Annotated in this window: 17 protein-coding genes; 8 read left to right on the top strand and 9 right to left on the bottom strand. The window is 58.2% G+C overall.

The genetic code is table 11. The annotated features are described in order from the left end of the window. Positions 1–51: 51 nt before the first annotated feature. Entirely contained in the window at positions 52–3,471 is a 3,420-nt protein-coding gene (locus HDF08_RS19420) for a TonB-dependent receptor (protein ID WP_179640317.1), read from the bottom strand. A gap of 210 nt (positions 3,472–3,681) precedes the next feature. Then, positions 3,682–7,074, bottom strand: a complete 3,393-nt coding sequence (locus HDF08_RS19415; RefSeq protein WP_179640316.1) for a TonB-dependent receptor — start codon at positions 7,072–7,074, stop codon at positions 3,682–3,684. A gap of 309 nt (positions 7,075–7,383) precedes the next feature. Here HDF08_RS19415 and obgE point away from each other — a divergent pair, with 309 nt between their 5' ends. The 4 genes from obgE to HDF08_RS19395 all read left to right on the top strand — a co-directional run bounded on the left by obgE (position 7,384) and on the right by HDF08_RS19395 (position 13,676). Beyond that, on the top strand, positions 7,384–8,514 hold the full coding sequence (obgE, locus tag HDF08_RS19410; protein ID WP_179640315.1) for a GTPase ObgE: 1,131 nt from the start codon (positions 7,384–7,386) through the stop codon (positions 8,512–8,514). A gap of 1,728 nt (positions 8,515–10,242) precedes the next feature. Continuing rightward, positions 10,243–11,184, top strand: a complete 942-nt coding sequence (gene panB / locus HDF08_RS19405) for a 3-methyl-2-oxobutanoate hydroxymethyltransferase (protein WP_179640314.1) — start codon at positions 10,243–10,245, stop codon at positions 11,182–11,184. Positions 11,185–11,322: 138 nt separating this feature from the next. Continuing rightward, positions 11,323–12,165 (top strand): pantoate--beta-alanine ligase, encoded by an 843-nt coding sequence (gene panC, locus HDF08_RS19400; RefSeq protein ID WP_179640313.1) that lies wholly within the window; start codon positions 11,323–11,325, stop codon positions 12,163–12,165. 209 nt (positions 12,166–12,374) lie between these two features. Next, positions 12,375–13,676 (top strand): GGDEF domain-containing protein, encoded by a 1,302-nt coding sequence (locus HDF08_RS19395; protein ID WP_179640312.1) that lies wholly within the window; start codon positions 12,375–12,377, stop codon positions 13,674–13,676. A gap of 108 nt (positions 13,677–13,784) precedes the next feature. Here HDF08_RS19395 and mnmE read toward each other — a convergent pair whose 3' ends face one another. Further along, entirely contained in the window at positions 13,785–15,164 is a 1,380-nt protein-coding gene (mnmE, locus tag HDF08_RS19390; RefSeq protein WP_373563238.1) for a tRNA uridine-5-carboxymethylaminomethyl(34) synthesis GTPase MnmE, read from the bottom strand. A gap of 405 nt (positions 15,165–15,569) precedes the next feature. Between mnmE and HDF08_RS21865 the strand changes: the two genes are divergently transcribed. The 4 genes from HDF08_RS21865 to HDF08_RS19370 all read left to right on the top strand — a co-directional run bounded on the left by HDF08_RS21865 (position 15,570) and on the right by HDF08_RS19370 (position 18,908). Further along, positions 15,570–16,157 carry a PEP-CTERM sorting domain-containing protein gene (locus tag HDF08_RS21865; protein ID WP_257031286.1) on the top strand — a complete coding sequence of 196 codons (588 nt, stop codon included), beginning with the start codon at positions 15,570–15,572 and terminating at the stop codon, positions 16,155–16,157. Between the two features lie 210 nt (positions 16,158–16,367). Continuing rightward, complete coding sequence (locus HDF08_RS19380; RefSeq protein WP_179640310.1) at positions 16,368–17,060, top strand: DUF2461 domain-containing protein; 693 nt, start codon at positions 16,368–16,370, stop codon at positions 17,058–17,060. A 204-nt stretch (positions 17,061–17,264) separates the two neighbouring features. Next, complete coding sequence (locus tag HDF08_RS19375; protein ID WP_179640309.1) at positions 17,265–18,281, top strand: hypothetical protein; 1,017 nt, start codon at positions 17,265–17,267, stop codon at positions 18,279–18,281. A 183-nt stretch (positions 18,282–18,464) separates the two neighbouring features. Further along, positions 18,465–18,908 (top strand): rhodanese-like domain-containing protein, encoded by a 444-nt coding sequence (locus tag HDF08_RS19370; RefSeq protein WP_179640308.1) that lies wholly within the window; start codon positions 18,465–18,467, stop codon positions 18,906–18,908. A gap of 182 nt (positions 18,909–19,090) precedes the next feature. Here HDF08_RS19370 and HDF08_RS19365 read toward each other — a convergent pair whose 3' ends face one another. The 6 genes from HDF08_RS19365 to HDF08_RS19340 form a co-directional block, all read right to left on the bottom strand. Continuing rightward, positions 19,091–19,285 carry a hypothetical protein gene (locus tag HDF08_RS19365; protein ID WP_179640041.1) on the bottom strand — a complete coding sequence of 65 codons (195 nt, stop codon included), beginning with the start codon at positions 19,283–19,285 and terminating at the stop codon, positions 19,091–19,093. 80 nt (positions 19,286–19,365) lie between these two features. After that, complete coding sequence (locus HDF08_RS19360; RefSeq protein ID WP_179640307.1) at positions 19,366–19,986, bottom strand: sugar phosphate isomerase/epimerase family protein; 621 nt, start codon at positions 19,984–19,986, stop codon at positions 19,366–19,368. Continuing rightward, on the bottom strand, positions 19,875–20,273 hold the full coding sequence (locus tag HDF08_RS19355; RefSeq protein WP_179640306.1) for a hypothetical protein: 399 nt from the start codon (positions 20,271–20,273) through the stop codon (positions 19,875–19,877). Before HDF08_RS19355 ends, HDF08_RS19360 begins: the two co-directional genes overlap by 112 nt. Before the next feature lie 131 nt (positions 20,274–20,404). After that, positions 20,405–22,666: a patatin-like phospholipase family protein gene (locus HDF08_RS19350; protein WP_179640305.1), complete on the bottom strand. Its 2,262-nt coding sequence runs from the start codon at positions 22,664–22,666 to the stop codon at positions 20,405–20,407. A gap of 206 nt (positions 22,667–22,872) precedes the next feature. Then, entirely contained in the window at positions 22,873–23,484 is a 612-nt protein-coding gene (locus tag HDF08_RS19345; RefSeq protein ID WP_179640304.1) for a cysteine hydrolase family protein, read from the bottom strand. Positions 23,485–23,548: 64 nt separating this feature from the next. Beyond that, complete coding sequence (locus HDF08_RS19340) at positions 23,549–24,595, bottom strand: LLM class flavin-dependent oxidoreductase (protein WP_179640303.1); 1,047 nt, start codon at positions 24,593–24,595, stop codon at positions 23,549–23,551. Positions 24,596–24,738: the final 143 nt, after the last annotated feature.

Genomic DNA, 24,738 nt, shown 5'->3' with positions numbered 1-24,738 from the left:
AGTGACCGCGCGCCGCGCAGGCGGCCCGTCCGGCAGGACACCTCTTCGAGGTCAAAACTCCACCCTCACCCCCAACTGCACCTGCCGTTCCGGCGACTGCCCCGTCGACGCCGCCGTAAACGTCCCAAACGGCCGCACATTCAGCCCCTCCGCCGCAACCGTCGCAGCACTTTGAAACACCAACGGCGTAATACCATTCGCCTCCGTTCCCACTAGATATGCCCGCTGCATAATCGCCGAGTAGTTCACCTTGTTGGTCAGGTTGAACGCCTCGGCGACCCCACGCACCTTCACACCCTCGCTCACCCGCACCGCCTTGCTCAACCGTAGATCGACGCGCCCCGTATCCGGCAGCCGCAGCGTGTTTCTCCCCACCGTCGGCAGATAAGCTGCCCCGCCAGCACCGTTGATGCTCTCATGTCCACCGGTCAGCCTCGTGCCGCCAAAGATATCCAGGCTGTAAGGTCTCCCACTCGTCTCCGTAAAGATAGGAGCCACAGCCCAGCCATTCACTGTGCTCCTCAGCCAGTGTTGCTCGATCGTAAACCTCGGCTCCCACACCACACTGGCTACAAACTTATGCGGATAGTTCAACGCAGATAGGCCCTTGTCGTAACGCACGTCAAACGGATCGAACTGCCCATTCGTCCGCGGCGTCGCGCCACCGCTCTGTCCATAGTCGATCGCCTTGGCCCACGTCCAGCTCGCCCTAAACTCCACCCCACCACGGCTCCGACGCCGCGCCTCCAACACCAGCGCGTTATAGGTCGCATCGGCATTTGAAACAATGTCGGTTACAGGTCCAAAGTTCGTATTCAGCCTTTGCGAATAAAACGGAACCACAAACGTCTCGCCATCCCGAACACCCACTGCACTTGTCCCACCTTGCAGTTGAAACTCCTTCGTCGCCACCGCCGGCGCAATATTAATATCCACCGAGTTCGGCAGCTGCCGGTCGAGATTCAGTAAGTACGTCGCACTCGCAATCGTCCCCGCACCCATTTCACGCTCAATCGAAAAACTGCCCTGCTGCACCGCTGGCAGCCGAAATCTCCGATCGAATACCATCGCCGAAGTCGTCTTCCCCACAGCTGCCGGCGGCGGCGTCACGTAAGAGCAGGCATAGCCAAAACCCTGGTTCGCAACCTGTGGACAATTTGTAACCGTCGTAGGCAAGATCAAAACGCTGGTCGTAGATGAGGGCAGTGCAGTCCTTGTCAACGCGCTGCTCACAGTAGCGCCAGGCAGCCTGCCATAAAATAGCCCGTAACCAATTCGCACCACCCCCCGTCCCGACCCGAACGGCTCCCACGACACCCCCACCCTTGGGCCAAAGTTATTACGATCCTCTGGAAACACGCTCGTTGCGCCCTTCTGCCCAAACACCGCGTCGAGTACTGCATTCGGCTGCTGCGGTAGGGGAGACAGTTCGTATTCGTAACGCAATCCGGCACTTATTGTCAGCCCCCGTCTCACCCTCCAGTCATCCTGCAAAAACCCCGCCCACTCCTGCATATCGAACGTCACCGTCTTCTGCCCAAAGCTCTGTGTAAACGAGCGAAAGCAGAAATCATGCACCTTCGCGGTGATCGACGGACACCCGCCATTCGGATAGGCGTTTACATTGAACGTATAGTCGGTGATCCAGTCCACCAGTCCACCCGCGTGTCCCGAAGTAATTCCGCTGTCGTAGTGAAACGCTCCCTGCAGATTGTTGAGACTCGAAATATCGTCATGAACGAAGCTGACATCCACTCCCGCCTGGATCTGATGGCGCCCCCGCACCAGCGTCAATAGGTCGGCCACCTGAACCTTATTCTCGTCCGGATACGCCGTGCGCCCAAGCGAGGTCGAAGTGCCGAACGTAAATCCATCCGGCCCAATCGCAATCTCGGGAGCATATCCTTCGGGACCCACCGCCGGCTCCTGCGGCAGCGGCTTCGATGCCGTCTCAAACTGAAGATCCCGCCCATACTGAATACGCAGCTCATGGCTCAGCTTCGGCGACACCGACCACATCCATCGCCCCAACACCGAATCCACCTTCGCATAGCTGCTCCCCAGGCTTGCCGCTCCCAGATCCACCACCGGCGCAGACCGCGCCCCGGACGGAGAGCTCGATCGTGCCCGGTCATACTGCAAACTCACGCGATGACGCGCCACCGCCTGCCAATCCACCTTGCCAAAGTTGATCGTCTGGTCATGTCGCCGCGGCACCGTCCCCGTCAAACTATCCAGGTATGTCAGTGCAGCATCTATCTTCGTCTGCGTCACGCCCCGATTGCCCAGCAGTGCACTCTGAGTCGGCGTCAGTAAATAAAAGTTCGGATCGTCGGGAGTCGAGATAGCCGGAAACGACCTCCGCTGCTGATCGTAGGCATAAAAGTAGAAGAGTTTATCCCTCACCGCAGCCCCGCCAACGCTGCCGCCGAACTGCTGCCGAAGATCGCTTGGCTTTACCTCGGTGCTCGTGCTCACACCGCCCACATAGCTCGTCGCAATCGAAAAGGGATTCGTAGCTCCAAACGCACTCGACCGAACCAGATAAAAACCCGTCCCATGCAGAGTGTTTGCTCCGCTCTTCGAAACAGTCGTAATAATCCCTCCCGCCGCATGCCCATACAGCGCCGAGTAGTTCTGCCCGCTCACACGAAACTCCTTCACCGCCTCCTGAGAAAACGTGGAAGCCGCACCCGCATGACGCCCATATCCGCCACCGCCATCCACACTACCCGCACTCACTCGCTTTGACGACCCAGTCTCTGCCGCATCTTCGATCTCGGCGCCGCTCTCCCCGCCCGTCCCTCGCGGCACCGCGCCAAAACTTTGGTCATCATCTCCGCCATCGACTCGACTGCTGTTCTGCGTCGAAGCCACCCCGCGAAAGCTCAACAAACCGTCCCCCTCCGGATCGGCGTTGACCGTCGGCGTCAACAGCGCAAACGTCTGCCATCGCCGCCCATTCACCGGCGTTCGCTCCATCTCCTCCGGGGTCACGACACTCGCCGTTGCCGTGGCCGCCGCCTCATCAACGCTCACCGTAGCCGGTGTCTCCGGCACCGCAGTCACATTCACCGAAGTGATGACTCCGCCAACCTTGAGCCTGGCCTCCACCGAGGTCACCCCGCCAACCTCGACCTCCACAGGCTCCAGCGTCAGATTCGCGAATCGCTCATAGCCAACCAGCACCCGGTACTCTCCCGCCGGCAGGTGCGCCACCACAAACTCGCCTCTGCCCTCGGTCTTCGCAACCGCAGTCAATCCGTTGGCGAGATTCTCCACCTGCACCACCGCACCCTTGAGGCCAGCGCCCGTCGCATCCACCACAAATCCGCTGACCTCGCCATCCACCGGCGTCTGGCCCCAAGCGCACGCCCCCACGGCAGCAGCGGCACTACACCACAGCAAGCAGGCCCGAACCACGTTCCTCACACCCGCGCTCAACCTCGCGCGTCCCAGACAGAACGACATGCACTCTCCGCGGATTCTGTACCGCTCTACGCCGCAACCACGGGAAGATTGAAAAGTAAGCTCGCCATGCCCCTCGCTATCCAGGCAAAGCGTCGCAGCCACACTATGAGATTAGCCGCAGACACAGCAATTATGAAAGACCACTTCCGTGTTAACCGAAAAAGGGCAACAGCCGAAGCCGCCGCCCTCCTTCCAAACAACGCCTGCAATCTAGAACAACAGCCGCAAAGCCAATTGAATCTGCCGTGGGCTATACGCGTAGTTCGAGTTAGCCGAGGTGATCGACTGGAACCCAGGCTGGAAGACCAGGTTCGCGCTCGGCCCCGTTGTCGGGGACCCCTGCGTCACAGTACTCGAGTAGCCCTGCGTCGTCTCCCCCGTCACGTTCAGATGATTCGGCAGGTTGAACGCCTCTCCGATCAGCTGCAGGTTGTACTTCTCCGCAAACGTAAAGTCCTTCTCCGCCCGCAGATCGGACTGCACCGTGACCGGGTATTTGAAAGTGTTGCGCCCGATCTGCGGCACGTAACTGACACCCGTCCCCGAGAGCCCCGACCCCGCCGACTGTAAACAGCCTGCCGTGTAGTAGCACTGATTCGGCGTGGTACCCCCAACCGTCAAGCTGTAAGGAAGCCCCGACTGCGACTGCACCAGCGGCTTCAACGACCAGCCATTGGCAATCCACTTCAACGGACTACCCTCGTTCACCCCAGGAAAGTTCAACAACCCCCACGCCACGACGCGATGCGGAATGTTGAAGCTTGAGTTCCCGTAGTTTGCCCGCGCATTGCCATAAGGATCAAACCATCCATTCGTGCTCGCCTGCGTCACCGCGTTCTGCGCAAAGTCCAGCGCATGCGACCACGTGTAGTTCACATCGAAGGTCAGAAAATGATTCGCCCTCTTCTGAACCTCCGCCGTCACCCCGTTATAGCTGGAGTTGATGTTGCTGATCACATCCGTCACCCCATTGAACGCAGGGTTTAGCGTGTTGGCCTTATAGCTTCCCGTGCAGCTCGCGCCCGCCGCGCACGAGGTAGACTGCGTCCGCGTCGAGTAGACCTTCGTCGGTATCACCGTACCGCAAGCCACCGGCCCGCAGTTGGTCGTATTCGCCGCAGGAGCCACCACGTAGTTGAAGGTATACGTCTTCGTCGGATCCAGGTTCAGGTTCAGATAATTCGGCAGCTCCCGGCCAAGCGCGCCGATATAGCTCACCGAAAACACCATCCCTCTGCCCAGATCCTGCTGCAGCGCCATATCGAACTGATACGTCATCGGGTTCTGCAGATTCTTATCCAGATACTGCACGCTCAGAGCGCCCGCCGACGCTGCCGGAGCAGTCGTCGCAACATTCGGGAACGTAGGCGCAATCGACACCCCATTCACCGACGTGCTGTTGTTGAACGTTGCCGACAACTGCGTATTCGCTGCGCCCGTCTGGTAGCGGGCATTCAGCAACAGCGCATTCCACAGGCGTCCGTAGTACATCCCCACGCCGCCGCGAATCACTGTCTTGCCCTGACCATAAGGATCGTAGGCAAATCCCACCCGCGGCCCGATGTTGTTCTTGTCGCTCGGCGTGATCGCCGACTGCGGAAACATAGCCGCATTCTGAACTCCGGTAAACGGCCCAGGCAGATGCTCATAGTCATACCGCACCCCCAGGTTCACCGTCAGCCGCGGAGTCACCTTCCAGTCATCCTGAAAGAAAAAGCCATAGTCCAGCGTGCTCAGATCGAACACCGCCGGCCCAAAGCCCTGATAAAAGCTGTTGTAGCAGGGCAGCGTCCCCACACCGCTCAGCGCCGCGTTGCACGTCCCATGCTGTGCAATCAAATCGCTGAAGTAATTAACGATGTTGCTCGTGTAGTTGTACTGGCCGTTGCCCTCATAAAGATTGTTCTGAATGTCATAGTTGTGCAGCAAGTCGATCCCAAACTTGATGCTGTGCCGCCCAAAGATCGTCGCCGCAGTATCACCCACCTGCCACTTCCGCTCGTCCGGATACGCCGTCCGGAAACTGTAGTACGGCGTCCCCGCAGTAAAGCCCGACACCGCGGTGTAGAGAGCAATGGCAACCGGAACGCCGCCCGAGTTATTCGGCGTCAGAAACTGATTCGTATAAGCGCTCGGAGTCTGTCGCCCTTCGTCATTCAGCTCGCGACCATATTGGTAACGCAATTCGTTACTAAATCGACCCCACAGGCTCTCCAACTCCACCAGGCCATAATCCAGCTTCACAAAGTCCGTACCAAACGCGTCCACCGCATACGCATTCGTCGCCTGGGTCTGCACCCCGCCCGGCGAATTCCAGCGCAGCCGGTGATACAGCACACTCACATGGTTCTTGCCGTTGATCTGGTAGTCCAGCTTCGGCGTATTGATGTCCTGGTTGCCGTAACGCGGAACCGAACCAAGATCCGTCAACGCATTCTGCAGCTGCTGGTTGTAGTCCGCCGCTCCCTGCGCATAGCTCACCTTTAATCGCGCTGCCAGCAGGCAGGTCTGCTGATCGATCGTGCTCGATCCACTTCCCGCAATCGTGCCGGTCGTTGCGCTGCAGGTCTGCCCCGCCGGAAGCGCCGCATCCGGAGTCGTAAAGAACGCACTCGGATTGTTTGCCTTCGAGACGCCAGGGAAGTTCCGGTGGAAGACATCAAAGGAATAAAACCAGAACAGCTTATCCTTGATCAACGCTCCGCCAGCACCGAAACCGTACTGATTGCGCTTATCCGTCGGCTTGAAGGGCGCCGTCACATACTTGCCCGTCGTTGCGTCGAAGGTCGTGTTATTAGTCTGGAACCCGTAAGCCGAGCGCGAGCTGTCCCGATTGTAGAAGTACAACTCACCATGAAGAGCGTTTGTGCCGCTCTTGGTTACAGAATTGATCACGCCGCCAACCGCGCGTCCATACTCCGCCGAATACACTCCGCTGTTCACCGTAAACTCGCGCACCGCGGCCTGCGAGGTCGAGTAGCCCTCCCGCGTGCGCCCGCGCTCCTCGGCATAGAAGCCCTGGTTGTCATCCGCGCCGTCAATCTCCACGTTATTCAGTAGCGGGCTGATCGCGCGAAACTGGATCAATCCATATCCATTCGCGTCCACCGTCGCGCCCGGCGTCAGCAGCGCCAGCGTCGACCAGCGGCGATTGTTGATCGGAATACTCTCGATCTCCGTATTCGAAAGATGGCCACCATAGGTCGCATCTTCAAAGTTCAGCACCGGTGCAGTCGCCGTCACCTCCACCGTCTGGCTCTCTGAACCCGTCTTTAGATGTTCATCCAACTGCGTCGCAAGGCTCACCTCCACGGTCACATTGCTCTCGCGCTGCACATCGAATCCCGTCGCCTTGACCGTAACCGTATAACTTCCCGGCGGCAGTTGCGGCGCGCGATACAGTCCCGCCGAATCCGACGTCAACGTCAGCGTCGCGTTCGTGCCGTTATTGCGAATCTCGATCGCCGCCCCCGGCACCACCGCGCCGGTATTGTCGAACACCGTCCCCACAATCGCACCCTGCGTCGTCGATTGCGCCCCCATCGGCCGCACCATCAAGCACGCCAACGCCAAAAAAACGCTCTTCCCTAAATATCGTGTCATCTGTCTCCTCAAAAATTGCTGCCGCCTCAGGCGCATTCGTTCGTTCCGCGCCTGACATTCGGAATGTCATGTATTTGTCTTAACCTTGTCACATCGCGATTAACACGTGATTACAAGCGCGACCCAACGATTTTCTGACGCAGGATCTCTGACGAAAGATCTCTTCTGTCACAAACTGAATCAATAAAGGAGGAGTGCCACAGTCAAGAGTCAAACAGTCAAACCCGTTCCGCAATCTCGTGCGCAACCGGCGATCTTGCTCGGACAATCCCAGTCTAGCGCAGACCCTAGTACACTAGACACTGAAGAATGTTTATTGATGAAGCAAAAATTCGCATCAAGGCCGGCGACGGCGGCAACGGCTGCATGGCCTTCCGCCGCGAAAAGTTCGTTCCCAAAGGCGGCCCCTCGGGCGGCGACGGCGGCCATGGGGGAGACGTCCTCATGTCCTCCTCCCTCAGCCACAACACCCTGGTCCACTTCCGTTTCAACCCCGAGCACAAGGCTCAGCGCGGAGGCCACGGCCTCGGCTCAAACTGCTCCGGATACTCCGGCGAAAGCACCACCCTCAAAGTTCCCGTAGGCACCCTCCTCTACGACGACGCCACCGGCGAGCTTATCCACGACTTCGCCCGACCCAACGAGACCATCGTCATCGCCAAGGGCGGTCGCGGCGGTCGCGGCAATCAGCACTTTGCGACGTCCACCCATCAAGCACCCCGAGAACACGAGCTCGGCCGCGCCGGCGAAGAGCGCGCCTATCGCCTCGAGCTCCGTCTCCTCGCCGATGCCGGCCTCGTCGGCTATCCCAACGTCGGCAAGTCCACCCTCATCTCCCGCCTCTCCGCCGCCAAACCCAAGATCGCCAACTACGCCTTCACCACCCTCGAGCCCAACCTAGGCGTCGTCCAGGTCGGCGACTTCCCCCACACCGAGTCCTTCACCGTCGCCGATCTCCCCGGCCTCATCGAAGGCGCACACCTCGGCGCTGGCCTCGGCATCCAGTTCCTCAAACACATCGAACGCACCAGCGTCATCGTCCACCTCGTCGACGTCTCCGACTCCGGCGCCGCGGAAGGCAGCGCCGCGGCAGTAGGATCAGCCCGTCCCGACCCCGTCGCCGACTACAAAGTCATCACCGAAGAGCTCAAAAGCTTCGACCCCGCGCTTGCCGCCAAGCCCACCATCCTCGTAGCCGCCAAAGCCGATGTAGCCAATCCCGAAAAGCTCAAAAAGCTCACCGCAATGGCCAAGCGCCGCAAGCTCCCCTTTTTCACCATCTCAGCCGTTACCGGCGAGGGCATCGAGCCGCTAAAATACGCCATCGCCGAGATGGTCGCCGCCCACCGCCCCATCGCCCTCGAACCCGAGATCGTAGAGCCCGTAAAGCTAAAACCCAACTACCCCCCACCCCCAGGCTCCGCCCGCGGCCGCGCCTAGCAGAGTGCAGTTTAACTTCTTTGAAACTTGATAGTCCGCTTGCGGACTGTCTTCCTCGCGGTCGACTTCGACCATGGCTTCAGCGAACGAACCAGTGAGGCCATTCCCTTTTCAAACCGCTCTAGGCTTCCGGGCCTTCGTGGTATTCGTGTTCGTTTTCATTGTTCTGGCTTTATTCTTGTTCCGACAGATACATATAACGCAAACCCAAAATTTGATTGCTGACCTGGATTTGCAAATGGTTGATATACCGACGGGTGAGTGCATGGATAACCCAACAGCGATAAGGCCTGCATTGCTAACTGAGACTCGCGTGTCGGGGGATCAGGCAGGCTACACCCAATCCCCTCTCCTTCCGACGATGAACGCTCAGATATGGAACGAAACTGTCCTAATTGAACATTTCTCTCGCGATATGGATTCCACCCGGCCTTATTGAAGACGTTTTCCAAGGTTAGCGTGAATTTTCCTATCTCTCCATCGTCACTAGCTTGAGTGGGGAACGTAATGAAGAATATCCGAGTCTCACTTCCTGCTCGCTTCAGGAGATCTACTGCCTTTGTTACATTATCTGGACTCAAGGTTCGATCGGGAGGAGGAACGCTTCCCAGTGTCCCGATCACAACCCCGCCCGGTTGATTTGTTCCTACACAGGCATTACCGCTGCCGCCAATACACCCCACGTTGGACGGCTGCTGCATGGGAGTCGGTGCGGGAGAAAGGTTTTCGGTCGGAGGTGCGGGTTGCGGGTTTCGCGTAACAGGGGGATCAGTCTTTTGTTCTTTTGATCGCGGGGTCAGTTTGACCTTAGGCGATACGGTAACGTCAGGGGCGACTGGTTTGATTGCCACAGTTTGTGGAATGACAGCTGGGACAGGAGCGGGATTTACAGGTTTGGCCATCGGTTCCAAAGACTGTGCTGAGATCTGTGATTTCGAAGGTGTGCGCAGCTTCGCAATTAAGAGAGACCCCGATGTCCAAAAAAAAACGAGTGCGATTAGGGCAATTATCGAATATGAGATGGGGTGTACCTGCCAGAGACTCCGCAACCTTCCCTTTTCGCGTTCTCTCCTATAAATCCAGACAAAAGTCAGTACCAATGGAATGGCACATATTAGCAATAAGCCCCACCAGCTTAATTGGCTACTAAACTTGTTTGAGATCACGCCCGCAGCGATCTCTGCTGAGCTTAGCGCTGATGCACCCCATAAGTCTTTTTGTCTTCAGACATATACTCAGCGCCTCAAGAGTATTCTCCTCTTCGCCTTGGACAGCAAGGATGATAAATGTCAGTTCAGAGAGCAATCCTAAAAGCTGTCAAGCCCCAGCCTCATGCAAACCAATTGCAATCATAGGTTTATCCCGTGCGCATTAGTTTCCGTTCAACCGCTATAATTAGTATAGTTAGATCGTTGCAAGGGCACTCTGTCACCTGCCAGAGACCAAAAAGCAATCTAACCCTTTTGTTTGCACGTATCTGCGCGTAAGCCGTTTAGAATGACGTATTTGAATGTGGCTTTCTTCTGTAAGCTACTGACAATAAAAGAGTTGCGCGCGGGTAATAGGGGGGGTACCCCCCTAACTTTCGGGGATTCGATAGACGCCTTGCCATTCGGGCCACAAGACGCGTAAAGTCAATCACGGCCCAGGTACCTTCTGGGACAGGTGGTATCCAGCCAAAGTCGCCTTCCTAAGACGACACGCGGCGGAGCTGCACTGGAGATTGCAATGAGTCTGACCACGTTCTCAACGGAACGAGCCGATGCCCAAGCTGGGCGACAGGCCGATTCCCTCGCCAAAGTCACCGTCCCCTCCCTCCTCGAAAAGAAACTTCTACGCCGGCCCATCAGCGCCATCACCGCCTACGACTACGCCAGCGCCCGGCTCATCGACGAGGCTGGCCTCGACGTTCTCCTCGTAGGCGACTCGCTCGCCATGGTCATGCAGGGCCACGAGAACACCCTCGCCGTCACCATGGACGAGATGCTCCTCTACACCCGCGGCGTCCGACGTGCCGTAAAACGCGCCCTGCTCGTGGCCGACATGCCCTTCGGCAGCTATCACACCGGCGACCGCGAAGCCCTCGCCAACGCAATCCGCTTCGTCAAAGAGTCAGGAGCCGAAGCCGTCAAGCTCGAAGGTGGCCGCGACCGCGCCGACCTCATCCGCAGAATCACCGCCGCCGAGATCCCCGTCATGGGACACATCGGACTCACCCCCCAGAGCGTCCACCGCATGGGAGGCTACAAAGTCCAGGGCAAGACGATGCAGGCGATCGACGAGTTGCGCACCGACGCGCTGGCTCTCGAGGAGGCTGGCTGCTTCGCAGTCGTCCTCGAAGGGGTTCCCCGCGAACTCGCCCACATCATCACCGAAGAGCTCCGCATCCCCACCATCGGAATCGGTGCCGGCCCCGACTGCGACGGACAGATCCTCGTCCTCCACGACATGATGACCATGACCTTCTCGCCTCCGGCAAAGTTTGTCCGGCGATACGCCGACGTAGCGGGAGTCATGCGCAAGGCGTTGGAAGAGTACCGGCACGACGTAGACGCCCGAACCTTCCCCGCGGACGCCGAAAGCTACCACTTCTCCCGCGAGGTTCGCGAATTGATGAATGAATCGGCCGAATCAACCGAGCCGGCCGACCCGATCGAAGCAGTTGGGTAGCAACCAGACCGCAGCCACACACAAACGATCTCGACGTCAATTCGAGCCCGTCGACGGCGGTGCGTGTCCGTCTAAAGAAGATCAGAAGAATCAAAGAGAGAATCCCGCAGCTATGCGGTAGAGAGGAGCTGTTATTTGATGAAGATCGTAAAGAGTGTTGCGGAGATGCAAGGCATCTGCCGCGATCTCCGGACGCAGGGCGTCTCAATAGGCTTTGTGCCGACGATGGGTGCGCTCCATAGGGGTCATCTCTCCCTGGTCCAGCGAGCCCGCTCTGAATGCCAGACTGTCGTGGCGTCGATCTTCGTCAATCCCCTGCAGTTCGCGCCAGGAGAAGACTTCGCCCAGTATCCACGAACCTTCGAGGCAGACTGCAGGCAGCTTGAGGCGGAAGGTGTGGCCATCCTCTTTGCCCCCGAAGCTCAAGAGATGTACCCTAGCGGCGCCGTAACCACCATCACCGTATCCGGCATCGGCGACCGGTTGGACGGAGCCTCCCGCCCAGGACACTTCACCGGGGTAACCACCGTTGTTGCCAAGCTGTTTCACATCGTCGCGCCGCATCGCGCCTACTTCGGTCAAAAAGATGCCGCGCAGATCGCCGTCTTGAGCCAGATGGTTCAGGATCTCAACTTTGACCTCGAGCTGGTCAGTTGCCCTATCGTGCGAGACGCCGACGGCCTGGCTCTGAGCAGTAGAAATAGATACCTTAGCGTTTCGGAGCGTGAACAGGCATTAGTCCTGCATCGTGCGCTGACTGCAATCGAACAAAGCATCATCCAGGGCGAACGCCGCAGTGCATTGCTCCTGCAAATTGGAAGAACCACTTTGGAGACCGCAACGTGCATAAAAGTGGACTACCTCGCAATCGTCGACGCCCGATCGCTTCTCCCTGAGTCATCGGCTAAGAGCGGTGTGCTCATCGCAGTAGCGGCTTATGTGGGCCGCACGCGTCTGATCGACAATCTTCTCGTCTCTTAAGCCTGTCAAACCGCTGATAGCGATTGAGCAGGCTCAGAGAGAATGACACGGAAGTACCATGCAACCCTTGTAATTACGCGTGTATTTCGTCTCCGCTTTAGTAACATGCAGGCAGCATCTTTATGGTTACGATTTGTCTCTGAACCGCCGCCATAGAAACACGAACCTTCAGGGATGCAAGACACACCGCTGAGTAGAGGCGACTTTCGATGCCGAGCACTTCCATTCACGAGCTTGCGATTCAGCAGATCGAGCGGCTTTCACGACGAGGTTTTCAGAGATTGGCGCTGCCGGTTCCTCTTGAAAACGCCTTCGAGCAGTCGACGCTCGCTCGCCGATCCGAACGTCTCTGGCTGGAAGGCCTGGTTGCGATTGGTCTCTTCAATGCTTATGTCCTCGTCGATCACCTTCTTCAGGGCGGTCGCTCCTGGCTTCCATTACAACTTCGCCTGTGCATCGTCACCCCTCTGGCCCTCCTGATTAATCTCACCATGCGCTGGAGTCCAAACAAGATCTATCGCGAAACGAGCATCGCCGGGGCGAGCTGTCTCATAGGAGTCGTGCACCTTTACCTCGAGAGCAATAAAAATGCGGCCTCCTCCGCGTACGCTCAGGTAGGCCTCATCGTTGCGGTCATCTTTGTCAATGTCGTGATGCGACTTCAGTTCTTTTACGCTCTCAGCGCATCGGTCGTTATGCTGGCAAGCGATCTTATCTTCATTAAACACGATCACTTCCTGAACTCTTCGGAAAAGCTGCTCGGAATTACCTTGGCGGTCTGCGCCATCTCCATGACAGTGATTGCGAACTACAGCACCGGCAGAGAAGAGCGGCTCGGCTTTTTGATGCGGCTGCGCAGCGAGATTCAAAGCAAAGAGCTCTCCTTCCTGAACGTTGAGCTGCAGAGAATCTCTAGCATCGATAGTCTGACCGGACTAGCCAACCGACATGCTTATGAGTTGCAGTTTGCCAAACTGTGGAGCGGGGCTGTTAGCTCCGGCACATGCTTATCCGCCATCGTGATCGATATCGATCATTTCAAGCTCACAAACGACACACGCGGGCATCTGTACGGCGACCGCGTCCTGGTGCGAGTAGCTTCTCTACTGCTGCAAGGCCTGCGGTGCAAGGACGACTTCGCAGCCAGATTCGGGGGTGAAGAGTTCGTCGTTCTGCTTCCCGGCACAACCGAGGAAGGAGCGGCGATCGTTGCTGAGCGCATCCGCAAACTCGTCGAGGTAGCTGGTTCTCCAGCGCTGCCTGAGCCGGGCAGTCATCCCAGGCTTTCAACGGTAAGCTGCGGCGGAGCATCCTGCTACCCGAGTGCCGCGAGCTGCAAGGAAGACCTGCTTGAGGCGGCCGATAAGGCGCTCTACCAGGCAAAGGCGCTGGGTCGCAACCGGGTATGCTGGGGCGAATTAGCGATCAGGCAAAACCAGCCGTCTTCCTCCTCCAGGCGACATAGGATTTCGGTGATGAGTGACCCGCTGCCACTGACGAGGATCGACTAGTCTGCGGCGTTTGTTCTCGCGGATTCAACAATTCTTCCGGCTGAAGTACCTTCACGGGTAGGCCAGTTCCACCAAGTATCACTGACATGAACTGTCGTTTAGGTAAAGTTATTTGCCGATGCAGAACTTGGTGAAGATGAGGTTCAGGATGTCATCGGTCGTTGTAGAGCCAGTAAAGGCATCGAGAGCGCGGAGAGCTTCGTAGAGATCGAGGAGGATCATCTCGTGAGGGATGATTTCGGCTGCGGCACGTCGTGCTTGATTAAGAGCTTGCAACGCATCCGAAATTGATTGCTGTTGCCGTCGGTTTGTTAGAACTGCGGTTTCAATGTTGGAGACCACTTTTGTCATTAGTGACAGGATTGCGCGACGCAACTCTGGGATACCCGATCCCATGAGAGCGGACGTCCCAACCACTTGAAGAGCACCTTCCCAGGTCTGCGATTGCGAGTGTTCGAGGTCTTGCTTGTTGTAAACAATAAGGGAAGGGCGGCCCACTAAAGCAGCTGCCGTTGCTTTATCTTCTTCGTGGGGCGCAGCGGTGGCATCGAGGACGAGAAGCACTATGTCGGCTTCTGACATGGCTTCACGAGATTTCTGGATGCCGATTGACTCGGCCTCATCAGCGGAGTCGCGCAGACCTGCGGTGTCGATGAGTTCTACTGGAATGCCGTCGAGGGAGACGCGTTCTGTGACCAGGTCTCGGGTTGTACCCGGTGAGGCGGTGACGATGGCGCGATCGCGTTCGACCAGACAGTTGAAAAGAGAAGATTTACCGACGTTGGGGCGACCAACGATGGCCATGGAGAAGCCTTCGCGAACGATGCGGCCGTAGGAAAAGGAGTGTTCGAGCGCGGTCAGGGGGGCTTCGATTGCTGCGATTTGGGTGATGATTTGGGCTTGGGGCAGGAGGTCGATGTCGTCTTCGGCGAAGTCGATGCCAGCTTCCATTGCGGCGATGAGGCTTATAAGTTGTTGTTTTATTGGAGTTATCTGGCGGGAGAGGGAGCCGCCAAGCTGCTGAGCGGCGATGCGGGCCTGGTGGAGGGTGGTGGATTCGATGAGGTCGTGGACGGCTTCGGCCTGGGTGAGGTCAAGGCGGCCGGAGAGGAAGGCTCGCTGGGTGAATTCGCCGGGTTCGGCGAGGCGGGCACCGTTGGCGGCGCATTGGCGGAGGAGCTGATCGAGGAGGACGGGGGAGCCGTGGGCGGCTATCTCTACTACGTCTTCAGAGGTGTAGGAGTGGGGGGACTGGAAGTAGGTGACGACAGCTTCGTCGAGGATTTCCCCTGTGGAATCAAGGACCTCTGCGAAGCGCGCCTGACCAGGGGCGAGGGGATGGCGGAGTTTGAGGAGGGGTTCGGCGATGGTGCGGGCGGCGGGGCCGGAGAGGCGGACGATGCCGATGCCGCCGCGGCCGGGTGGTGTGGAGATGGCTACGATGGTGTCTTCAGAGAAAAAGCCGGAGTTGGAGTTGGAGTCACACACGTGGATTTTTACATGGTAGCGGGAGAAAAAAATGGCGGGGTGCTTTGTGGGGTTTTTCGGGGGGTTTTGGCAAAAACCATGGTGCAGAACGTGGTTTTTTGCTGGTGTGATCGTGGTGGATTGCGTGGTAAACGTGGTGTTTAAAATTGCAACTCTGCAGCCGTTTGGAGTACGCCACATTCTGCAAGTTTATTTTCAACTTATGAAATGGCACCTAAATTAAGCCCTGTCAGCATTTGAGTCTTCTCCCTCGATGAAGAACGGCCTACCTTTTTCCTGCAAGAGTTTGCAATGTCAACATGTGGCGACGTGTTGAATACGGGGTTTATGGTGGCCCTTCGATTGCTTTTTGTTGGGAAAACATCACGACCGGGCCCTTGTACGTCATTTCAAGGAGACTCCACGATGAACAGCCTAAAACTCACAACTCTTGCACTGGGGTTTTTGCTCCCAGCTGCCGCATTCGCCACACCGGTCTGCCCAAACCTTGGGTTTGCTACCGGCTGCACTACGGTGATCACTGTAAATTCAGCTGGAACTCTCACGGCGGGGGCGGGCCCGAGCCCTTCTCCAAACTATGACGGGTCCGACGACCAGCTTGTCGGGTTCTACAATAACTCGTCTTTGACCATCAGCAGCATCAACCTCAATGGCGGGGCAGGCAATCCGATCTTCGGATTTGATGGAGACGGCATCACCACATTTGGGGATCCAGGCAATAAGTCGGATACCACAGGCTACGGTGGTCCCGACTCTAACTTCTCGAACATATCGCTGGACCTGACAAAAGGCACGGTTAATTTCGTCACTGCTATTGCCCCGGGCGGGTTCACCTACTTTGCTTTGGAAGATGCGTTTTCAGCAAGCACTCCGATCACTGGTACGGTTGGCGGCGGTGGAACCGGCGTCACTCCGGAACCAAGCACGCTGCTTCTTTTGGGAACCGGGTTAGTGGGTGTAGCAGCGAGCGTTCGGCGCCGCCTCTTTAACTAGCTAACTCTCCTCTCTTGGTATCTTTTCGAAGAGCATAGGCCTATGGCTTGTGCTCTTTTTTTGTCGAGTAAGTGATGATCTTTTGGAGGAGTTTGGGGTGGCGGAGGGCAACGCAGATTCCCTTCGGGAATGACAACAAGAAGGACAACGGCAAAGACCACAACAAAAGGGCAGCAGCAAAGGGTGACGACGAGCGGATAGGATTGAGGGATGGGGACACAGTTTTCGAATGAGGCTTTGAAGTTTTTGCGGGGGCTGAAGAAGAACAACGACCGCGAGTGGTTTGGAGAACGGAAACACATCTACGAGAAGCAGCTGAAGGAGCCGATGCTGGCGCTGATCAGCGAGGTAAATGAGGCGATGGCGGAGTTTTCGCCCGAGCACCTGCGGCCAGCGAACAAGATCCTGATGCGGATCTACCGGGACATTCGCTTCAGCAAGGACAAGCGGCCTTACAAGCATCATGTTTCGGCGTGGTGGGCGAGGGATGGTCTTCAGAAGACCTCGGGGGGCGGGTTCTATCTGCAGGTGAGTTCGACCGAGGTGTTGATAGCTGCCGGGGTATATATGCCGGAGCGGGAGCAGCTGCTGGCCATACGGCGATACCTGGTGGATCATCATCTGGAGTTCCGCAAGATTACGGCGGGGAAGAAGCTGCGGTCGCTGATGCAGGAGACCGAGACGCTTTCGCTGACGCGGCCGCCGAAGGGGTTTGCTGCGGAGGATCCTGCGATCGATTTGATTATGTGCAGGCAGTGGGGATTGTCGGCTACGCTGCCGATAGAGCGGGCTACTTCGCCTGGGCTGCTGAAGGATGTGGTGGAGCGGTTCAAGGTGGCTGCGCCTTTGATCAGGCTGCTGAATACTCCGCTGATTGGTAAGCCTAAGCGGCCTATGTTTTAAAGGCGTGTGTCCTGCCGGACGGGCTCCCTACGCGGGAGGCGGTCACTTCGTGACTTGTGTACCTTTTCTGGGTGGGTTAGCTGCTTCGGTCCTCCCGCTGGTCGGGTGAGACTATTCAGGACACAACTTGGCGGTTATCTTCGGGTTCGTTGCAGAAGAGCTGCCGTTGATACAGCAGCCGGAAGTTTCGTGGAGTCCAAGAACGTGAGCAGCTTTGGGTCGCTGAGTTTTTCCCCCTTCAGGCAGATGGCATGGCTGGGACTGGCCTCTGCATTTGTGTTGACTGGCTGCAGCAGCATACAGGTCCGGCTCGGACAGAGGATCTCTCTTGCCAAAACTCCCGTCACGTCGATAGAAGCCAGTCTCTCTAAAGATCCCGGTATTGCGCCGGGGCAGAAGGCTTCTCTGATAGCCACACTGATCGGCCCGAATGGGGCGGTGTTGGTGACGGAGGGCGCGGGAAAGGGCAAGGTTCTGTGGAAGGACCTGGCGGTCACAACCAGTGTTGTGTCGGTCAATAAGAAAGGTGTGCTATCTCTGCCTCGCGATCCCAGGGTCAGCGATGGAAAGACGGGGCATGTCACTATTACAGTGCCCAGCCAGCCAAGTGTCCGCGCCGATCTCGACGTTCCGGTCCGATACGACATCAGCTTTGTATCAAACTTCTCAGGTAGTGGTGGCTCGATCGGATTCAATGGAACCGATGGAATGAGCGGTTCGAGCGGCAGCATGGGATCTATTGATGGGAATAATCCTTCGGCTGGAGGAGACGGAACCGATGGGACCAATGGTTCGGATGGCCAGGATGGAGGATCTGGCGGCGATGGACCGTCTGTGCAGATGAGGGTTGCGTTGCGATCTGGGACTCATCCTCTGCTGCAACTGGGTGTCTCTGCCGCAGGACATAAGGAGCGTTTTTACCTGGTAGATCCGCAGGGCGGGTCGCTTTCGGTAACGAGTAGCGGAGGCGCGGGCGGGTCGGGTGGAAAGGGCGGGCGCGGGGGAAGCGGAGGGTCAGGGGGGATTGGAATACCCAGCGGACAAAACGGGCGCAACGGTCTGGATGGGAGAGATGGCAGCAATGGGACGGCGGGGAACGCTGGAGCGATTACCGTGATCTACGATCCGCAGACGAAGCCATTCCTGACGGCACTCCACATTGGCGGCCACGGTGGGCCGCAGCCTGTGTTTGAGGAGGAAGCTGTAGCTCCACTGTGGTGACTTTATTCGAAGACAAGTGTCCTGCCGGACGGGCTCCCTACGCGGGAGGCGGTCACTTCGTGACTTGTGTACCTTTCTGGGTGGTTGGGCGCTTCGGTCCTCCCGTTGGTCGGGTTCAAATTGGCTGCGCAACAACTGGCTTTCGGTTGCGTACATCTAATCTGGCTATACGTGGAGGACAGGATGAGTGTGACTACTATTGCTGTTGCGGTGGTTTGCGTTTTGGTCCTTGGGTTTTTTATGCGGCGGATTCTTGCCAGACGCGAGATTCGCGAGAAGAGCATTGAGCCTGAGGCTTTGTATGCGCTGCTAAAGGCGAAGAAGACTCTGCTCTACGATGTGCGCCAGCCGCTGGACTTTCTGGCGCATCCGGAGATTATTCCTGGCGCTACGCGGATCGCACCGAAGGATATTGCTGATCAGACAGCTCATTTCTCGCGAGATCAGAACTCGGTGATCTACTGCACGGGCGGCGACGAGGAGACCAGCCAGATGGTGCTGGGCAAGGCTCGTGCGCTGAACTTTACGCGGGTGAAGCTGCTGCGGGGCGGGATTGCGGCGTGGAAGGAAAAGGGCTATCCGGTGGAGGCTTACACGGAGTCCTTCCATCTGGATACGGCAACGTAGATTCGCGTTTTGTAACGGCAAAAACAAAATGCGGGGTCTCTCCACTGCGCCGTGCGATGAGACTGCACGGCTCCGGTCGAGATGACGAAATTCTTAGTCTGGATTGAGATGACGCGCGCTTTATTGGTTTCCGATCGAGATAGTGCATTTTGTTGATTGCCGTGGAGATGGTGCTCTTTTTATTAGAGTTTATTTTTTACTTCGGTCATTAGGGAACCAATCGGATTTGTGACGGCTTGCTTGGCGATGGTTCCTAACGATTCGCCTCGGCGGTACATCAGGTAGGCTGCGATGACTCCCGATGCGATAGTTGCGAACAGGATCAGCTTGCTCATGGAGCGGCGATCTTCGGCTAGTGCTAGTTCCTCTGTTTCCATGTTTCCCCCTGGTGCAATGGCTGACTATTGGATGCAGATTTGTCTGCGTGACGTGTTTACGGGGACGATCTTTTCTTTGATTAGACGAGGGGACGGAGAGCGTTGTAGCTGACGGCTACGGCTTCGAGCGAGGTCATGCCTTCGATGGGTGGATCCTGCTCGACGAAGATGTGCTGGAGGCCGGACTTTTCGGCGGCGGCGATGATGGGCTTGAAGTCGATGTGGCCGCGGCCAATCTCGGTGGGACGATGGTTGGGGTCTACGCCGCTGGTGGTGTTGACGGGAGTGCCGGCGGGAAAGTCTTTGGCATGCATGAGGGGATAGCGGCCGGGATATTTGGTGAAGTAGTCGATGGGATTGTTGCCGGAGGTGACCATCCAGCCGCAGTCGAGTTCGAACTTGACCAGCTTGGGGTCGGTTTCTTTGAGGAGGGTCTCATAGCCGGTGTGGCCGCCAAAGTCGCGGAACTCGAAGTTGTGATTGTGATAGGCGTATTGGAGACCAGCCTTCTGGGCTTGCGCTCCGATCTCGTTGGCTTTGGCGGCGATCTTCTTATAGTCGTCGAGGGTGTAGGCCTTGATCATGTCTCTCATCTTTGGCAGGTCCATACCCGTGATGGTGACTGGCAAAAGGACGGAGCTGACGGCGTAGTGGGCGCCGAGGGCGTTGGCCTGATCGAGGAGCTGGGCAGTTTCGCCCATGCCGAAGAAGAGGTGGGCGCTGGGGCATTTGAGGCGGCGTCGTTGAGCAAGGTTCGCATCTGCGCGGCGGTGATGTTCTGAAGGGGGAAGGACTCGACCTCGCGGTAACCGATTTTTGCGAGGGCTTGCAAAGTTGCCGCGGCGTCTTTCTTCAACTCGTCCTGCACGGTGTAGAGCTGGACACCGATGGGCATGCTGGTTTCGCCGAAGGCCGAACGGAAGGGCAACAGGGAGGCGAGGCTAACGGCTGCGGACTGCTGCAGAAACAGACGGCGCGAGGGATTCATGCTTCTCCTGATGTTGATGTGGCTTTAGTGCGGCGGCACTTGGGGCTTGTTGTTTTCTTTCGATTCGAATCGGGATAAGTCTACTTGGGTTGTGCGAAGAGGTGTCAAGGGAATAACAAAAGGGATGGCGATTAGAAGACGTGACCGAGGCCGAACCACCACTTGCGGTGGTCGTTGTTGCCGGAGGCTCCGCCGATGTAGATGGGGCCGAGTGCGGTGCGGGTGACGAGGACGAAGCTGCCGTCCCAGGCTTCGGACTCCAGTTCGTCCGCGGCGTTGAGGTTGTTGTAGACCTTGCCGCCTTCGAAGAACCCAACGGCGTAGACGCCTTCGCCGAGGAGGGGTGGGAGTTGGAAGATCTTGCGCTCGTAGCCTCCTTGAAAGAGCCAATACTGGGTGCCGAGGAGCTCGTTGCGTCCGTAGGAGCCGAGGCGGAAGGGGCCGCCTAGAGGGAAGCCCTGGAGGTCGGTGACGCTGGGTGGTGCGCCGAAGGCTGTGCCTCCGCTGGCGGTGAGAAAGACAGAGGCCTTGGGGGAGAGAGGGAGATATCCGGCGACGCGGGCTTCGGCGAGGGTAAAGGGGTCGTTGCCTTTGGAGGGTTCGTGGCGTTCGACGCGGAAGAAGGTGTTGACGCCGTGGAAGGGCAGGACGGAGTTGTCGGTGTTGTAGGAGGTGAAGCGCAGGGAGGTGACACTCTGCTGTTGGGGCGGGATGGAGAGGTTGTCGAAGTCGATGCGCTTGGTGACGGAGTACCAATACTCGTCCTGGCCGAAGCGGAGTTCGGCGTTGCGCTTCCAGGTGTAGCCGGCGTCGAAGCCTACGCCGTTCTGGTTGATCTGATACTGCGAGGTCCTGGCGCCTGCGTTGTAGAAGTCGAAGCGGGTGCTGGTGGCGTAGGCGCGGGGTGCGTAGAAGAACTGGCTATGCGGGGTGAAGGGACGATAGTATTCGCTGCGGACGCCGTAGGAGTAGCCGAAGAAGATGTCGGTGCGCCACTCGGAGCGGAAGCCGCCGAGGTTCTGGAAGATGATGCGGCCGGCCATGCCGAAGAGGACATCCTGGGTGTCGGAGCCGTCGATGTTGATGGCGAGATCGAGGAAGGGCGGCCCGTTGTAGCGGGGGTAGGTGTTGATATTAAGGCCGGGGACGCCGTTGCGGTCGACCATGTTGTAGCCGGCTGCGTTGAGGGTTCCATAGCCGACGTAGCGGGTCATCTCCTGGTCGAGGAACTTTGTGTCGATAGGTTTGTTGATGGTCTGGTGGAGGCTGCGTTCAATCTCGACTGCGGCTGGAGTACTTACACCTGTTACGGTTACAAATTGCGGAGTGGGAGTTTCAGTCTTTCGTCGGGCGTTGCGCTGGGCGAGGTAGGCGGCCCATTCGGCGTCGTTGACGGAGAAGCGATCGAGGAGTTTGGCTTTGGCTTCGGAGGCTTGCACGCCTTTCGGGATAATCTCGGCAGATTTGGTGAACATGGTGCTGGTGAAGCCCTGGAGCTTGGAGCTGATGAGGATGTCCGCGGCCTGAAGGCTGCGCATCTCGTTAGCGGCGATGGCGATGCTGACGAAGTTTCCCGTGGTGGCGAGGAAGGAGCCGGGAGTGGTCTGGGGGCCGCCGGTGTTGTCGAGGTAGCTGGCGATGATGATGTCGGCTCCGTTGGCCTTGGCCACGTCGACCGGCAGATTGTCTACCGCAGCGCCGTCGGTGTAGGTGACGCCGTCGATCACGACCGGGACGAAGAGAGCGGGGATGGACATGGTGGCGCGCAGGGCGCGGGCGAGGGAGCCGTTGTCGAAGACGCGGGGGCGGCCAGTGTTCATGTTGGTGGCGACGCAACGGAAGGGGGTGGGGAGGTCGTCGAAGGATTTGAGGTTGTAGTCGGGGAGGGTGGCGGAGTCGAGGATGAGACCGACCTGCTGGCCGGTGTTGAGGCCTTCGGGGAGAGAGAGGCCGTGACGGAGACCGAACTCGAGGCGGTTAGGGTACTCGACGCGATCCTGTTTGCGACGGTAGGAGAGGTCGGGGAAGGGAGTGCGGCCGCCGATGGCTCTGTCCCAGTCGATGTTCTGGATGAGGTTGCGGATCTCGTCTGGGCTCCGGCCAGTGGCGTAGAGACCGCCGACGAGTCCGCCCATGCTGGTGCCTACGATGAGGTCGACGGGGATGTGATGCTCCTCGAGATACTGGAGGACGCCGATGTGAGCGAAGCCGAGGGCTCCGCCGCCTTCGAGGACGAGGGCGACGCGGGGGTGAGCTTTGGAGGCAGGTGAGGTTTCGTGGGATGGAACGGCGGGAGAGTTGGATGGGTCGGGCGTCTGGCTGTGCACGATGCTGGCGGCCAGGAGTGCCAAAGGCAGGAGCAGGGTGTAGTTATTTCTTCGCAGCAGCGGCATTCCAAGGTCCTCCAATATAGGCAGCGCCTGGCGGTCCGGACGGGAAAGAGTTTGTGGAAGTGTGCGATCTTCCTCGCGGCAGAAGGGGTGGCCAACTGCCGCGCCCCATCAGCATCTCACCTTTTTCTTTTACATGTTTGCTTTTTGCAATGCAGAGAGTCGCGGAGGGATGCGCTAGTGCATGCGGCCAGCCCGTGGAGAACTTTTCATGATTGTTTATCCGTCTTCAATGAGGCGGCGATAAAACCCTCAGACGACAAGACCGAGCCACGTGCCGGGAAGAATCGTTGGAGGAGACAATCGTGAAGCGCTGAGTCCAGGTCAGCGCAACAATCGCCGATGACCGCAAGACGGTAGTCGGCGTCAGAAGCCTCGATAAGAGTGGAGAGGACGACTCCGCTGGTCGCAATGCCTAAGAGAACCAAGGTATCGATGTCATTGGCGCGGAGAATCATAGCGAGATCGGTGCCGGCAAAGGCACTGATTCGGTGCTTGGTTATAACGATGTCATCGTCTTGCGGGGCGATGACATCTGGGATCGTTCCATGCGGTTCCAGAAACAGCTTCTGATGTTGCTCTGAGGATTTAATGGCGTTGAAAAGCGCATTTCGGGAGCTGACTTCGGGGAGTCCAGATCGAAAGCCTACCTGAATGTGGATGATGGTCATGCCTGCAGCACGAGCATGATTGAGAACACTTGCGGCTCGAGCCAGAAAGGCGTCCTTGCCCTCTCGGGTGTAGATGGAGACGATGCCGGCTTGACAATCCATGCTCAGGACGGCCGTGTGGGCCGGATCGAGGGTGAATGTGTCAGCCATACGAGACTCCCTTCAGCACACTGTACTGCCGGTCACAATTGTAGTTGAGAGCCTTCGATCTACCTCACTTCGGCAGAGCCGGTAGAGCTTTGCGGATGATGGGGGCAACGCGGGTGCCAAGGAGTTCGATGGCGTGGAGGAGTTTGTCGTGGTGCAGGGCAGCGACGCTCATCTGGAAGCTGATGCGGGAGATGCCGCCGAGGGCTTCGTCCATCCTGAGGAGCTTTGCGGCTACGGTTTCGGGATCGCTGACCATCAGAGCGCCGGTGGGTCGGCGCAGCGCCTCGAACTGGCTGCGGGTGACTGGCGGCCAACCGCGCTCTCTGCCGATCTTGGTGAAGGCTTCGGCGTAGCCAGGGAAGAAGTCGTCGGAGGCTTGCTGGTCGGTGTCGGTTACGTAGCCGAGGGCGTGGATGCCGACCTTGAGCGAGTCGGGCGCGTGGCCTGCTTGTTTGCCTGCTTCGCGGTAGAGGTCGATGAGTGGGCGGAAGCGGTGGGGTTCGCCGCCGATGATGGCGACCATGAGGGGCAGGCCGAGCATGCCGGCGCGGGCGAAGGACTCTGGGGTGCCACCAACACCCAGCCAGACGGGCAGCGGGTTCTGCAGCGGGCGAGGGAAGACTCCTTGTCCGGTGAGCGCGGCACGGTGTTTGCCGGACCAGTGGATGTTGTTGCTCTCGCGAAGGGTGAGGAGGAGATCGAGCTTTTCGGCGAAGAGGTCGTCGTAGTCTTCGAGCTTGAGTCCGAAGAGAGGGAAGGACTCGATGAAGGAGCCGCGGCCTGCGACGATCTCGGCGCGGCCGCCGGAGATAAGGTCGAGGGTGGCGAACTCCTGGAAGACGCGGACGGGTTCGGCTGCGCTGAGGACGGTGACGGCAGAGGTGAGGCGGATGTTTTTTGTGATGGAGGCTGCGGCGGCGAGGATGACGGCGGGGGCGGAGTCGAGGTACTCGCTGCGGTGATGTTCGCCGAGGCCGAACTGGTCAAGGCCAACTTCGTCGGCGAGCTTGATCTCTTCGAGGAGATGGGCGATGCGCTGCTGCGCGGTGACGGTCTGACCGGTGATGGGATCTGGAACGAGTGCTGCGAAGCTGTCAATGCCGATCTGCATCGGTTTTCCCCTCAGAGTTGATTGTCTCCTATGGTTGATGCGAGGGTGGGGGATTTGATTCAGGGTTGCCCGGCGAACAGGTTGCAAAGCGGGTCGGGAGAGTTTCGGAAAAGACGAAGCCGATTTTTGATGCGGCGGAAGTG

It is taken from the genome of Tunturiibacter empetritectus (genome assembly GCF_013410875.1).
Lineage (GTDB): Bacteria > Acidobacteriota > Terriglobia > Terriglobales > Acidobacteriaceae > Edaphobacter > Edaphobacter empetritectus.
The sequence above is the reverse complement of the archived record's forward strand: the minus strand, read 5'-3'. Positions and strand labels throughout refer to the sequence as shown.

Coding starts and splice junctions, on each gene's coding strand:
- HDF08_RS19420 (WP_179640317.1), bottom strand. CDS start 3,471: ATGTCGTTCTGTCTGGGACGCGCGAGGTTGAGCGCGGGTGTGAGGAAC.
- HDF08_RS19415 (WP_179640316.1), bottom strand. CDS start 7,074: ATGACACGATATTTAGGGAAGAGCGTTTTTTTGGCGTTGGCGTGCTTG.
- obgE (WP_179640315.1), top strand. CDS start 7,384: ATGTTTATTGATGAAGCAAAAATTCGCATCAAGGCCGGCGACGGCGGC.
- panB (WP_179640314.1), top strand. CDS start 10,243: ATGAGTCTGACCACGTTCTCAACGGAACGAGCCGATGCCCAAGCTGGG.
- panC (WP_179640313.1), top strand. CDS start 11,323: ATGAAGATCGTAAAGAGTGTTGCGGAGATGCAAGGCATCTGCCGCGAT.
- HDF08_RS19395 (WP_179640312.1), top strand. CDS start 12,375: ATGCCGAGCACTTCCATTCACGAGCTTGCGATTCAGCAGATCGAGCGG.
- HDF08_RS21865 (WP_257031286.1), top strand. CDS start 15,570: ATGAACAGCCTAAAACTCACAACTCTTGCACTGGGGTTTTTGCTCCCA.
- HDF08_RS19380 (WP_179640310.1), top strand. CDS start 16,368: ATGGGGACACAGTTTTCGAATGAGGCTTTGAAGTTTTTGCGGGGGCTG.
- HDF08_RS19370 (WP_179640308.1), top strand. CDS start 18,465: ATGAGTGTGACTACTATTGCTGTTGCGGTGGTTTGCGTTTTGGTCCTT.
- HDF08_RS19365 (WP_179640041.1), bottom strand. CDS start 19,285: ATGGAAACAGAGGAACTAGCACTAGCCGAAGATCGCCGCTCCATGAGC.
- HDF08_RS19360 (WP_179640307.1), bottom strand. CDS start 19,986: ATGGGCGAAACTGCCCAGCTCCTCGATCAGGCCAACGCCCTCGGCGCC.
- HDF08_RS19355 (WP_179640306.1), bottom strand. CDS start 20,273: ATGAATCCCTCGCGCCGTCTGTTTCTGCAGCAGTCCGCAGCCGTTAGC.
- HDF08_RS19350 (WP_179640305.1), bottom strand. CDS start 22,666: ATGCCGCTGCTGCGAAGAAATAACTACACCCTGCTCCTGCCTTTGGCA.
- HDF08_RS19345 (WP_179640304.1), bottom strand. CDS start 23,484: ATGGCTGACACATTCACCCTCGATCCGGCCCACACGGCCGTCCTGAGC.
- HDF08_RS19340 (WP_179640303.1), bottom strand. CDS start 24,595: ATGCAGATCGGCATTGACAGCTTCGCAGCACTCGTTCCAGATCCCATC.